The sequence below is a fragment of the Ruegeria sp. AI3 genome (assembly GCF_056541245.1).
On record NZ_JBQFYA010000014.1, the window covers coordinates 64314 to 76682 of the forward strand.

Here is a 12369-nt window from a genome sequence, read left to right on the forward strand (position 1 = left end):
AGACTCGCAATTCCCAAGCTGCGCAACAATGCGAACGTTTGAATTCTGCGCTCAGTGAGGCACAGTCTATGCTTTCGAGGCTCATTCGGTCACGACCGCCCAACCCAATGCGTTGGTCCCGCAACAGCTGACTGCCGAAACTTGTGCCGCCAGAGAAGGCGTGCAGGACTGAGATACGGGCGAAGTACAACATGAGCATCCGGTCAGCATGCCTTTTTGTGCAATGCCCGATACGTAAGCTAGCGCGTATAGCGGCTTCGTTGGAGGATTAGTGGTATCCTTTGGCGGCGACAATGACGCGCGGGCGAGATTGGAAAGTGATTTGGAAAGAGCGGATCGACACCCTGACATTTCCCTTGGAAAACTGGCTGCGCGAGGAGGGGCGTGGTGACTATTGGCGTCACGGCTCGGTAGTCCACACGGCAGATGCCCTTTCGGTTCCGATCCTGTCAGTCGGAGGGTGGAGTGATCGCTACTCCAATTCTGTCATGTCTTTGGTTGATGCCCGCCCCGACCTGGTCTGGGGGGTCGTTGGTCCGTGGGGGCATCATTATCCCGACCGCGGGAGCCCGGGGCCTGCCATCGGATTTCAAAAGCTGGCGCTGGAGTGGTGGGATCATTGGTTGAAATCGGATCAGCCCGACACGCCGGAATGGCCGCGCTTGAGGGTCTGGATGCGCGAATTCGATACACCGGGCGACAGTTTGGCCCAAAGATCCGGGGTATGGGTGCAAAGCGGGCCAGCCTCGCAGGAAAGCGAGACGCAGGACTGGGACTTGTCCACGCTTAAATCCAGCGACGGCCCTGCACCATGGAGGGTTCCCGCAGACCCGACCGTCGGGAAAACCGCCGGGGACACGGGGTATTTTGGCCGCCCCGGCGGGCTGCCACTTGATCAAACCGCAGACGATGCCCGTTCATTGGTGTTCGAAACGGCTCCTTTGGCTCAAGACCTCATTATCTATGGTTCGGTTACACTGACTGTGCGCGGCAAGTCCGGAGGCAAACCGGGGCAGATCATCGCAAGACTTAGCGATGTGGCCCCGGATGGGGTCGCTGCGCGTGTAAGCTATGGTGTTCGAAACCTTTCGCTTGACGAAAATTTGGATCGTACCCCGTCAGCGGCGAAAACAGGCGAATTCTATGGGAAGATCCTACTTCATTCGACTGCCTATCGCGTGCGCAAGGGACACACCCTACGACTGGCTTTGTCCTCATCTTTCTGGCCTCTCTTTCACGCGAAATCACCGGTCTTGGATATGCAAATAAACCACGCAACGCTGCGTTTGCCTGTTTTACTCCATGAGCTCGAAGACTTGTCTAAACCACTGCCCCCCGCACAAGACATGCCCGTGCAGAAGCGGCATTCCACCTATGCGCCTGACCCTTTGTCTCGCTGGACACAGACCACCGGAGACAGGATTGAGATGGGATGGCATCAGCCGCTTTTGAAAACAACCTTCGCCCAAACAGAAACCGCTTTCAGCTATGAAACAAGCATGACGCACAGTCTGGATGCTTCAGATGGCGTTGAGAAACAGACAAACGTACTTCACAGGATGGTTTTCGAACGGCCTGACGGAACTGCCGAGGTTTCGGTCGCATTGACTGCCAGAACCACAGGCGACCGCACCACGGCGGATGCTGAGTTGAATGCGACATGGAACAATCAGCCCTTCGCAACGCGGCAATGGCGTATTTAGTTACAATTCTCTGTTCAATTCATTCTCGGGTTGAGCACTTTCGTTTTGTTGGATCTGAATGCACGTGGGTCCAGTCGAACTCTTATGGTATCGGTTGCCACTAGCACTGTGACTTCGACTTACTAGGAATTGCTGGGCTCACAAACGCCGCCTCGGCCGAGATGGAAGCAGCTTTCGAGAGGATTAAACCGTTCGGTTTTGCTAATTTGTCTATAGTCCGGCCTTTGCCAGACAAAGAACGGTTGTTCGAACTCAGAGCGAGTGCGAAAAGCAGATATTGGTCAATTGGCAGGTTTGTCAGCAAATCTGAAACAGCAAAGTCCGGCTTTGAAAGTCTGCTCAGGGGCTGCGCCCTGCCTAATGCATGTCCAGTATGCCTTTAACTTAACGTGGTAGATCTGGGCCCACTACCGACGTTTAACAAGACTTATCTCGATTGGTCGAACGAACCGCCACCGGTTTTCCTGATCCATAAGGTCGCTGCATTTGCATTCGTCAGGTTTGGGTTGCATTGCTGACTTTCACGGCTGCTTGCTTAACTCGAAGGATGGGACCGGCAGCCGCTGCGGTTCAACCAGTGGATCACGAACGCGTGATCACTGTTGCGATAGCGATATTGAGAAACAACCTACCTATCAGTAGGTAAGTATAGCCAATTTGCACAAGTACAGTGACGATAGAAGGAGACCAAACCATGCGCGTGAATGCCGACTTTAATGAACGTGTTCTTGTACGTTTTAGTGAGAACGATTGGGTCGCATCCCCGATGCCTGGAGTTGAGCGGAAGATGCTTGACCGAATTGGAGAGGAAGTAGCTCGTGCCACCACCATCGTACGTTTCGCGCCTGGCAGCGCCTTCTCTGCCCACACGCATGACGGTGGCGAAGAATACCTGGTACTCGACGGTACATTTCAGGACGAGGACGGTGATTTTCCAACTGGTTCCTACGTGCGGAACCCACCGACCTCGTCTCATACACCTGCCGCACAGGACGGCGCGACAATTCTGGTAAAGCTCCACCAATTCGACGCTAGCGACCGCAATCAGGTCCAGATCGACAGCGGTAAGGCAAGCTGGATTGAAGCAGCAGATGGTGTTTCCAGGTTGCCCCTTCACACAGATATACATGAAACTGTAGCGATGGAACACTGGGATGCAGGTACAGTGCGCTCTCTACATGCCTCAGGCGGGCTTGAGGTCTTTGTGATTGATGGGAGCCTGAACGAGGACGGCGATACCCTGTCCCGCTGGGATTGGTTACGCCTACCCGTCGGGGCGAGTTTCGAGGCGACCGCTGGCGCTAACGGGGCGCGAGTCTGGATCAAGACCGGCCACCTTAGTCACGTCGCAGAGAGCGCGACATGAAGCCGAACGCTGAGATTGTCATCGTCGGCGCAGGGTTGTCCGGCCTCGCTTTGGCGCATGCGCTGAAGCTTGAAGGACGCGACGCGCTTTTGCTGGAGGCGCGCGACCGCGTAGGCGGTCGCATTCTCTCACAGAGCGGCTATGATCTCGGCCCTGCTTGGATTTGGCCGCACAACCACCGCATGCTGGCCCTCGTAAACAAGCTTGGGCTGCGAACATTTCCACAATACAGCGATGGACGATTGGCGTTCGAGGATGCTCAGGGCAATGTGCGTCGTGACTTCGATTTCGCCCCCATGGGTGACGCGCTTCGCGTTTCGGGCGGACTCGCTCAGATAACCGACGCCCTCGCCCAAAAGCTTGATGATACGCTGTGTCTTGGCCACTCAGTTCGGCATGTGATCGAAGAAGACGAATTCGTGACATTGAGTGGAAACGGGTTTTCATTGCGTGCCGACTTCGTTGTTTTGGCGTTGCCCCCGCGCCTCGCTGCACAGATGGGTGTGGTCGTTCCGGATGTTCCAACATGGATGGCCGGGCACGCCAAACTCGTTGCTCTTTACGACACCCCATTCTGGCGCGACGCGGGCCTGAATGGTGACGCAATCTCTCATCAAGGTCCCCTGGCTGAAATCCATGACGCGTCACCCATGGACGGCACCGAGGGTGCTCTGTTCGGCTTTGCAATGCCCGGCACGGCCCGACAATCCGGGTTCGAAGCGCAAGCGGTGGCGCAACTGGTTCGCCTGTTTGGCCCCAAAGCAGCCGAGCCGCGCGGTGTAGTCGTCAAAGATTGGAGCGCCGACATGGCTACCGCCACCTCGGCCGACCTAAAGCCGCTTAACGCCCATCCTATGTATAGTACACTCACTCCTACTCAGAGGGTGATTTTTGCAGGAACTGAAACCGCACCGTCGCACGGGGGTTTCCTCGAAGGCGCTCTTGAAGCCATGGATGCAGCGCGGCATGAATTGTCGAGGGTGATGGTATGACATCAGAAGAGAAAATCCTTGCCGCCGCCGAGGCGCGGGTCCGCACTGGCGGCTACAACGGCTTTTCGTTCCGAGACATTGCGCGCGACGCAGGGCTGACTAGCGCAGGCGTACATCATTACTTCCCGACCAAGACCGATCTGGTCGCTCGACTGGCCAGAAATTACACGTCCCGTTTCCTAGACGCTTTGGATGAATGCCCGTCTCATACGCGTGTCGCGCGCCTACGCGAGCTTTTCGCGGAAAGCTTGCGCCAGGACGGAAAGATGTGCCTTTGTGGACTGCTCGCAGCTGAAAGCGGAGGCCTGCCTGAACCGGTCGTGGAGGCGGCAAAAATGTTCTTTGCAGCATTGGTCGATCGGCTTGTCAGCGCATTTCCGGACAGCGCCGATCCGCTTTCTGACGCACTAACTATGCTCGCAACGCTGGAAGGTGCAGCGCTACTTGCGACTGTGCAGGGTGACCCTGACATCTTCGAGAAAGCAACGTCCGCTTCGGGCTCAATGCAGTCGTTCACTGCGTGTTAAATGAATGTCTGCTTATTATTTGTTTGGATATCAATCTCGGATTCTGGAGTCTCAAAAATTCAATGTTCTAAATAGTTGATTTTGTTGGAGCCGTAGTCTCACCAAGAATGCGATTCGACTGCGCGCTGCCCTGAATAGCAAACTGCACTAAACGCCCATTGGCAGTTCAACAAAGAAAACCTAGTGTTCAGAGTAGTTAGCGGACTCTGAGACTAAGAGAATGCCACGGAAGTCAAAGCTTGCGCTACGCTAAGGCCCGTGCGCAAGCAAATGTGCTCAACAAAGCGGTCTAAATTGTTCCCTTACCTCAGTAGTGAGGTAAGTTTTTGGTCGATAATGCGCTCTTTAGTCGGAAAGCTAGAGTCCTCTGGTTAGAATGCAAAACACTGATCGTGCGAATTTGCTTTAATTCAGATAAGTTCCCTGCATATCCAATGGTGTGCATTGACCGCTGGTGAGGAGCTCTTGTGAATCTTGAAACATACTTTCCTTATCAGCTTGCATCGACCGCCGAGGCGTTTTCTCGCCAGCTTGTTCAGGTCTATGGTCGAACCTACGGCCTCTCGCGAGAGGAATGGCGTCTGTTGTTTCTATTGGCCAGCGCGGGTCAGTCGAACTCGCTCCAACTGGCGCAGCGCACCACGTTGGACAAAGTTCAGGTAAGCCGTGCTGCGACCAGTTTAGAGAAAAAGGGCCTAATTGGCCGCGCCGTCGCGGACAGTGACCGGAGGCTGCGCCAATACTCCTGTACCGAGGCTGGAAAGTCCCTATTCAACGAAGTTTTTCCAGCCGTGCAGAACTGTGCTGACTCGATTTTGGAACGCATGAGCGATGAGGACATAGACAAGCTTAAGGATGGACTTCGCGCCCTTGAAAAGGCTGTGGCTGACTATGGGCAGAGTCGCGAGAACGAAAACAGTTAATGAGGGCTGTTGTCCGGATGGGCGTTCTGAAAGGCCGGGATCTGATCCAAGCTGTCCTTGATCCGAGAAATCTTGGGCAGGTCAGCCAATTCAACACCCCATCTTTGCGCGTTGTAAAGCTGAGGCATCAGGCAAACGTCGGCAAGCGTTACACGGTCACCGTAGGAAAACGGACCGCCCTGCGCCATCTCCTCGTAAGCCGCCAGACCTTCGCCGATAAAATGCTGCATCCAGCCTTCGTTCGAAATCTGGTTCCCTGAGTGTTCTACAGCCCATTTCACCACTCGAAGGTTGCAAACCGGATGGATATCCATTGCCACAGCATAAGACAACGCACGCACTTCGGCGCGGCCCACGGGGTCCGAGGGCAAAAGGCCAAGACCTCTTGTTTCGTCAATATACTCGATCTGCGCTAGCGACTGGGTGAACCTATTCCCGTCTATCTCCAACACCGGCACCAGACCCTGAGGGTTTCTCATCAGATGCGCGTCGGACTGCTGCTCAGCTTCCAGCAGGTTCACGATGACGGTTTCCCAGCTTTCCCCGGCAAGGCCCAACGCGATCCGCACGCGGTAGCTGGCTGAAGAGCGCCAATAGTCATAAAGTTTAATCATTTATTCTTCCGAAAGCAGATCGAGGGCGGCATTCAGCGCTTCCTCAGACTCACCAAGTTTGGTTTCCAGGCTGGATTGAAACGACAGTGCAATAGGAACCAATTGGCTGAGAAGATCCGCGCCTTTTTCCGTAAGGTCGAGTTTGACAAGTCGTCTGTCGGCAGGATCCTCAACCTTAGTGATCAGTCCGCGGGATTCGAGCCGTGCGGCCGCCCGGCTGACCTTTGACTTCTCTAGACTGACCCGCTTTTCGATGTCCCGAACCGACGGGTTTTCGGCATATCCGACATTCACAAGAACGCGCCATTCCGGGTTCGAAACGCCAAACTCATGTTTGTACTGCTGCGCCATTTCTGCGCTCAGTCGCGCGGCCAGCACCGTAAGCCGGTATGGCAAGAACCCTTCCAAATCGAACTCAGGCAAGTTTTTGGTGCTCATGCAGGGATTTCCTTTCGGCGTTATTAAATTCAGATTTTCATTGCATCTGCAACAAAAATATTGACAACGTTGCAAATGCAACAAATATTTACTGTGAACCCAAAATCTTCTCGAATCGAGTGATAAGGAGATCCAGATGAATGCACTCGTTAAACATAGCGGATTGACCGTTGCAGAAGATGGGAACGCCATTTCAAAGGGTTACATGCCCGGTTGGGCCAATGATTTTGAGACCGAGGCTTTGCATGGCGCGCTACCGCAGGGCATGAACAGCCCGCAGCGCTGTAACTATGGCCTCTATGGCGAACAGCTCAGCGGCACGGCCTTCACCGCCAATCCGCCCGAGCGGACGTGGTGCTACCGCATTCGCCCTTCGGTCAAGCATTCGCATCGCTATGAGAAAATCGACCTGCCCTACTGGAAATCCGCGCCCTGTATCGACCCGGATGTGATCAGCCTGGGCCAGTATCGCTGGGACCCGGTTCCGCATTCTGATACCTCTTTGACCTGGCTGACCGGTATGCGCACCATGACGACGGCGGGGGATGTGAACACACAGGTCGGTATGGCCAGCCATGTCTATCTTGTCACCGACTCGATGGTGGACGACTATTTCTTCTCGGCCGATTCCGAGCTTCTGGTGGTGCCGCAAGACGGCCGCCTGCGGTTTGTGACTGAGCTGGGGATCATTGATCTGGAGCCGCAGGAAATCGCAATCCTGCCACGCGGGTTGCTCTACCGTGTTGAAGTGCTGGAAGGTCCGGCACGCGGATTTGTCTGCGAGAATTACGGGCAGAAATTCGAACTGCCCGGGCGCGGACCGATCGGTGCCAATTGCATGGCCAATCCGCGCGATTTCAAAGCGCCCGTCGCGGCGTTCGAGGACCGAGAGGTGCCTTCAACCGTGACGATCAAATGGTGCGGGCAGTTCCACGTCACTCATATCGGTCATAGCCCGCTGGACGTGGTAGCCTGGCACGGCAACTATGCGCCTTACAAATACGACCTGCGCACCTATTGCCCGGTCGGCGCAATCTTGTTCGACCACCCGGATCCGTCAATCTTCACCGTCCTGACGGCCCCTTCGGGCCAGCCCGGCACAGCCAATATCGACTTCGTCCTGTTCCGCGAGCGTTGGATGGTGGCCGAAGACACCTTCCGCCCGCCGTGGTACCACAAGAACATCATGTCCGAGCTGATGGGCAATATCTACGGCCAGTATGACGCCAAACCTCAGGGCTTTGTTCCCGGCGGCATGAGCCTTCACAACATGATGATCCCGCACGGCCCGGACCGCGAAGCGTTCGAAAAAGCCTCAAACGCCAATCTGGGGCCGGACAAGCTGGATCACACCATGTCCTTCATGTTCGAAACCCGCTTCCCGCAGCACCTCACGGCGTTTGCCGCGACCGAGGCCCCCTTGCAGGACGACTATATCGACTGCTGGGCAGACATCGAAAAGAAATTCGACGGCACGCCCGGCAAAAAGTGAAGCAACAAATCCACTCGTGACAAAGTCTGGATACAAAATGCCTTTGATGAACTCCTGGGTGATATCGGCCAATGATGAAGCCCATCCCTTTCCCTTGAACAACCTGCCCTATGGAGTTTTTTCGACCGAAGGCGGCGAACCCCGTTGTGGCGTGGCCATCGGCGATATGATCCTGGACGTCTCCGCCGCCGAGGCCGAAGGCCTGATTTCGCTGAGCGAAGAACCCCTGTTCGATCTGCCTTTCTGGAATCCATTGATGGAAGAGGGCCCGGCTGTGTGGGCGGCATTGCGGGACCGGCTGACAAGCCTGTTGGCCGAAGGCGCCGAAGAACGAGATAAAATCGAACCGCTGCTCGTCGCGCAAGACGATGCCGAGATGCATATGCCTTTGGCCGTAAGCGAATACACCGATTTCTACGCGGGTCGGCACCATGCTTTTAATGTTGGCACCATGTTCCGCGGGCCGGAGAAAGCGCTGCCCCCGAACTGGCTGCACATCCCAATCGGTTACAACGGTCGTGCCTCATCAGTGGTCGTTTCGGGCACGGACATTCGACGCCCCTGGGGGCAACTGAAAGGTCCAAACGACACCCTGCCCCGGTTTGCCCCGTCTCAACGGTTCGACGTCGAGCTTGAGATGGGCGCCGTCGTTGGAACCCCTTCGGATGGTCCGATCTCCGTGCAAGAGGCGGATAACCACATTTTTGGCTACGTATTGCTGAACGACTGGTCTGCGCGCGACATTCAGGCTTGGGAATACCAGCCGCTGGGGCCATTTCAGGCCAAGGCCACGGCAACCTCGATCAGTCCCTGGATCGTAACAAAAGCTGCGCTTGAGCCATTCCGCTGCAACACCCCAGCGCGAGAGTTCGAATTGCTGGACCACCTGAAGGATTGTGGCCCGATGCTGTACGACATCGACCTGTCGGTCACGTTGGCTCCCAAGGGCAAAGCGGCTACAACTATTGCCCGCACCAATTACAACGAAATGTATTATTCGGCGGCTCAGCAACTGGCCCATCACACCACGTCCGGGTGCCCGATGAATACCGGCGATCTTCTGGGCTCGGGCACAATTTCCGGCCCCGAAAAACACAATCGCGGGTCCCTTTTGGAACTCAGCTGGGGTGCCAAGGAGCCATTTACGCTCGACACCGGTGAGACCCGCAGCTTTGTTGAAGACGGAGACACTTTAACCCTGACGGGCGCGGCTATAGGCGACGGCTATCAGATCGGATTCGGAGATTGCGCGGGGCAAGTCCTTGCGGCGCTCGACGATCCTTACAAACGCAACTGACACGTAACATCGCCCGCTCGGGCACCGGAGGACTCACATGGCTAAAGCATTCGCATCGCAAGGCGATATGACAGAAAAGAAAATCACCTTCGATGAGATCGGCGAGGGCCTGTGGGCCTTTACTGCCGAAGGTGACCCGAATTCGGGCGTCATCATCGGTGACGACAGCGTCATGATTGTCGAGGCACAGGCCACCCCGCGTCTTGCGAACAAAGTGATCGAGAAGGTGCGTGAAGTCACCGAAAAGCCGATCAGCCATGTTGTGCTCACGCACTATCACGCGGTACGCGTTCTGGGCGCCTCGGCCTTCAACGCGCCGCAGGTGATCATGTCGGATGTGGCACGCTCGATGGTCGTGGAACGCGGGCAAGAGGACTGGGACAGCGAGTTCCAGCGTTTCCCGCGCCTGTTCGAAGGTCATGAAAGCATCCCTGGCCTGACCTGGCCCACCACCACATTCAGCGACAGCATGACGGTCTATCTGGGCAACCGTCGCGTAGATATCAAACAGATCGGCCGCGCCCATACGGCAGGCGATGCTGTGATCCATGTAGCTGATCAGAACGTCATGTTCACCGGCGACATCGTCGAGGACCACTCGGCCTGCTATTGCGGAGATGGTCACTTTGCCGATTGGGGCCGGACGCTGGATAATATCAAAGCTTATGACGTCGACGCCATTGCTCCGGGGCGCGGCGGCGCGCTGATCGGCAAAGAAGCGGTCGAACGGGCCATCGAAAGCACTCGCGACTTCGTTAACTCAACCTACGAACCCGCCAAGAAAGTGGCGATGAAAGGCGGCAGTTTGAAAGACGCCTGGGATGCCGTTCGCGACGCCTGCGATCCTAAGTTCAAGGACTACGCGATCTACGAGCACTGCCTGCCATTCAACGTCAGCCGTGCCTATGACGAAGCTCGGGGGATCGCCCACCCTCGCATCTGGACTGACAAACGTGATCTGGAAATGTGGGAACAGCTGCAAGGCTGAACCCACTCATCTCCTCCGAACTCAACAAGCTAGGTATTTCGATGCTTCAGGACCGATATTCCCTCGCCTTCAAGCTTTACCCTTATGAGAAATCAAAAGATCAAGACGCGCCCGTTGCGGTGCGCCACCCGGTTGTCATCGTCGGAGGCGGTCCTATCGGAATGGCCGCCGCGCTGGACCTTGGTCGACAGGGCATTCCGGCGTTGGTTCTGGACGATCACGAAGGGATCGGCATGGGCAGCCGTGCCATCTGCTTTGCCAAGCGAACACTGGAAATCGCCGACCGTTATGGCTGTGGCGCGCCAATGCTCGACAAAGGGGTCGTCTGGAATGTTGGGAAGGTGTTTCAGGACGACCGAAAGGTCTTTGAGTTCAACCTTCTGCCTGAATCCGGCCATCGCAACCCGGCCTTCATCAACTTGCAGCAGCCTTATTTCGAAAAGTTCATTTTCGAAGCGATTTGCGCGGAACAGGAACGCGGCGCGCCTATTGAAATCCGAGGCAAGAACCGGGTCGAAGCTGTAGACGTCAAGGACGACCATGTTGTTCTGTCCGTCACAACTCCGGACGGGCCTTACCAGCTTGAGGCGGATTGGATGATCGCCTGCGATGGCGCAAGTTCGCCAACACGCGACATGTTGGATCTGGGATTTGAAGGCCGGGTTTTTCAGGACAGCTTTCTGATCGCTGATATCCGGATGAAGAACAACACATTCCCGACAGAACGCTGGTTCTGGTTCGAGCCCTACTTCAAGTCCGGCGCCTCGACTTTGCTGCACAAACAGCCTGATGACGTGTGGCGCGTGGACTTCCAGATCGGCTGGGATGTCGATCGCAAGGAAGAGTTGAAAGAGGAAAACATCCGCAAGCGGCTGGATGCTATGTTGGGCGATGACGTCGAATATGAAATGGTCTGGTCATCCATCTACACCTTCCAGTGCCGGCGTATGAACAAATTCCGCCACGGGCGCGTTGTTTTTGCTGGCGACGCGGCGCATCAAGTGTCGCCCTTCGGGGCACGTGGCGCGAATTCCGGCTTTCAGGACGTCGACAACCTTGGCTGGAAACTTGGCCTCGTGATGTCGGGCAAGGCACCGGAAAGCCTTCTGGACACCTATGATGACGAACGGATTTTCGGAGCGGACGAAAACATACTGAATTCGACCCGCTCAACTGATTTCATCACGCCAAAATCGAAGGTAAGCAAGAATTTCCGGGACGCTGTGCTTAGCCTGGCGGAACGCCATACATTTGCGCGGCCTCTGGTGAACTCGGGGCGTCTGTCAGTGCCCTGTACCTATGATCACTCGTCCCTGAACGGAGCAGATGACCTCGCAGGAGGTCCTGACACGTCCAGAGTAGGATCTCCATGCAAGGATGCCCCGGTTGGCGACGGCTTCCTTCTCGATCAGCTTGGAAACGACTTCGTGATTTTGGCACTCAACACCGAAGTTCCGAACAGCCTCGATATCGACGGTATCACGGTCAGAAGCGTGTCCCTTACGGCTTCGGACACACTAGCGGAACGTTACCTTGGGTCTGAAAACCAGGCGGTCTACCTCGTCCGCCCCGATCAGCATGTCGCGGCGCGCTGGCGGAACTACGACGAGGCCGCACTGCGTTCAGCAGTCCTTAAAGCCTGCGGAAAGGAATAAGCTGATGCCCCTGACTACCGAACCAAACCTGTATTCACCGGATGATTTTTATGCAGACCTCATCGCAGTGCATGAAGGGCTGTCGGATGAGGAAAGCGAAGCCCTGAACGCGCGCCTCATTCTCATCCTCTCCAATCACATCGGAGATCGAGAAACACTTAACCAGGCACTGAAGGCCGCGAAGGAAAACTGACCTCTTGGTTGCCGGCCCGTCGACTTTTCGGCTGTACTGGGACCAGCGAAACCATTTCGCCCCGAAAGACCCGGAACTCGCGCCCGAAATGCGCCGCATCTATCAATAGCTATAGGATGATGGCGTTGGGTACGGATCGACGCCAACGACATCATCCTTCCCCCGCCCCTAAACGTACATC

12 protein-coding genes are annotated in these 12369 nt (G+C 55.9%); 10 read left to right on the forward strand and 2 right to left on the reverse strand.

What is annotated here, in order from left to right:
• Window positions 1-293: 293 nt before the first annotated feature.
• The 5 genes from ACRZ95_RS19130 to ACRZ95_RS19150 all read left to right on the forward strand — a co-directional run bounded on the left by ACRZ95_RS19130 (window position 294) and on the right by ACRZ95_RS19150 (window position 5511).
• Window positions 294-1703 (forward strand): CocE/NonD family hydrolase, encoded by a 1410-nt coding sequence (locus tag ACRZ95_RS19130; protein ID WP_170681143.1) that lies wholly within the window; start codon window positions 294-296, stop codon window positions 1701-1703.
• Window positions 1704-2397: 694 nt separating this feature from the next.
• Window positions 2398-3069, forward strand: coding sequence for a cupin domain-containing protein (locus ACRZ95_RS19135; protein WP_170681145.1), 672 nt, complete (start codon window positions 2398-2400; stop codon window positions 3067-3069).
• Window positions 3066-4061: an FAD-dependent oxidoreductase gene (locus tag ACRZ95_RS19140; RefSeq protein WP_170681147.1), complete on the forward strand. Its 996-nt coding sequence runs from the start codon at window positions 3066-3068 to the stop codon at window positions 4059-4061. Before ACRZ95_RS19135 ends, ACRZ95_RS19140 begins: the two co-directional genes overlap by 4 nt.
• Complete coding sequence (locus tag ACRZ95_RS19145) at window positions 4058-4588, forward strand: TetR/AcrR family transcriptional regulator (protein WP_170549719.1); 531 nt, start codon at window positions 4058-4060, stop codon at window positions 4586-4588. Before ACRZ95_RS19140 ends, ACRZ95_RS19145 begins: the two co-directional genes overlap by 4 nt.
• Window positions 4589-5055: 467 nt before the next feature.
• Window positions 5056-5511: a MarR family transcriptional regulator gene (locus ACRZ95_RS19150; RefSeq protein ID WP_170681149.1), complete on the forward strand. Its 456-nt coding sequence runs from the start codon at window positions 5056-5058 to the stop codon at window positions 5509-5511.
• Here ACRZ95_RS19150 and maiA read toward each other — a convergent pair.
• The gene (gene maiA / locus ACRZ95_RS19155; RefSeq protein ID WP_170549712.1) at window positions 5508-6125 is read right to left on the reverse strand and encodes a maleylacetoacetate isomerase; all 618 of its coding nucleotides are present in this window, start codon (window positions 6123-6125) and stop codon (window positions 5508-5510) included. The two genes, ACRZ95_RS19150 and maiA, sit on opposite strands and share 4 nt — an antisense overlap.
• A complete protein-coding gene (locus ACRZ95_RS19160; RefSeq protein ID WP_170380928.1) occupies window positions 6126-6563 on the reverse strand; it encodes a MarR family winged helix-turn-helix transcriptional regulator in 438 nt (145 codons plus the stop codon).
• A gap of 136 nt (window positions 6564-6699) precedes the next feature.
• Here ACRZ95_RS19160 and hmgA point away from each other — a divergent pair, with 136 nt between their 5' ends.
• From hmgA to ACRZ95_RS19185, 5 genes are read left to right on the forward strand one after another with little or no spacing between them, the layout of a single operon-like run.
• Window positions 6700-8055 (forward strand): homogentisate 1,2-dioxygenase, encoded by a 1356-nt coding sequence (gene hmgA, locus ACRZ95_RS19165; RefSeq protein WP_170681150.1) that lies wholly within the window; start codon window positions 6700-6702, stop codon window positions 8053-8055.
• A gap of 37 nt (window positions 8056-8092) precedes the next feature.
• Window positions 8093-9352 carry a fumarylacetoacetase gene (gene fahA, locus ACRZ95_RS19170; protein WP_170681152.1) on the forward strand — a complete coding sequence of 420 codons (1260 nt, stop codon included), beginning with the start codon at window positions 8093-8095 and terminating at the stop codon, window positions 9350-9352.
• A gap of 37 nt (window positions 9353-9389) precedes the next feature.
• Window positions 9390-10340, forward strand: a complete 951-nt coding sequence (locus tag ACRZ95_RS19175; protein ID WP_170681154.1) for an MBL fold metallo-hydrolase — start codon at window positions 9390-9392, stop codon at window positions 10338-10340.
• A 41-nt stretch (window positions 10341-10381) separates the two neighbouring features.
• Window positions 10382-11995, forward strand: coding sequence for an FAD-dependent oxidoreductase (locus tag ACRZ95_RS19180; RefSeq protein ID WP_170681156.1), 1614 nt, complete (start codon window positions 10382-10384; stop codon window positions 11993-11995).
• A gap of 4 nt (window positions 11996-11999) precedes the next feature.
• Window positions 12000-12188, forward strand: coding sequence for a DUF2783 domain-containing protein (locus ACRZ95_RS19185; RefSeq protein WP_170681158.1), 189 nt, complete (start codon window positions 12000-12002; stop codon window positions 12186-12188).
• Window positions 12189-12369 lie beyond the last annotated feature (181 nt).

Coding starts and splice junctions, on each gene's coding strand:
- ACRZ95_RS19175 (WP_170681154.1), top strand. CDS start 9,390: ATGGCTAAAGCATTCGCATCGCAAGGCGATATGACAGAAAAGAAAATC.
- ACRZ95_RS19140 (WP_170681147.1), top strand. CDS start 3,066: ATGAAGCCGAACGCTGAGATTGTCATCGTCGGCGCAGGGTTGTCCGGC.
- ACRZ95_RS19160 (WP_170380928.1), bottom strand. CDS start 6,563: ATGAGCACCAAAAACTTGCCTGAGTTCGATTTGGAAGGGTTCTTGCCA.
- ACRZ95_RS19180 (WP_170681156.1), top strand. CDS start 10,382: ATGCTTCAGGACCGATATTCCCTCGCCTTCAAGCTTTACCCTTATGAG.
- hmgA (WP_170681150.1), top strand. CDS start 6,700: ATGAATGCACTCGTTAAACATAGCGGATTGACCGTTGCAGAAGATGGG.
- maiA (WP_170549712.1), bottom strand. CDS start 6,125: ATGATTAAACTTTATGACTATTGGCGCTCTTCAGCCAGCTACCGCGTG.
- ACRZ95_RS19145 (WP_170549719.1), top strand. CDS start 4,058: ATGACATCAGAAGAGAAAATCCTTGCCGCCGCCGAGGCGCGGGTCCGC.
- fahA (WP_170681152.1), top strand. CDS start 8,093: ATGCCTTTGATGAACTCCTGGGTGATATCGGCCAATGATGAAGCCCAT.
- ACRZ95_RS19185 (WP_170681158.1), top strand. CDS start 12,000: ATGCCCCTGACTACCGAACCAAACCTGTATTCACCGGATGATTTTTAT.
- ACRZ95_RS19135 (WP_170681145.1), top strand. CDS start 2,398: ATGCGCGTGAATGCCGACTTTAATGAACGTGTTCTTGTACGTTTTAGT.
- ACRZ95_RS19130 (WP_170681143.1), top strand. CDS start 294: ATGACGCGCGGGCGAGATTGGAAAGTGATTTGGAAAGAGCGGATCGAC.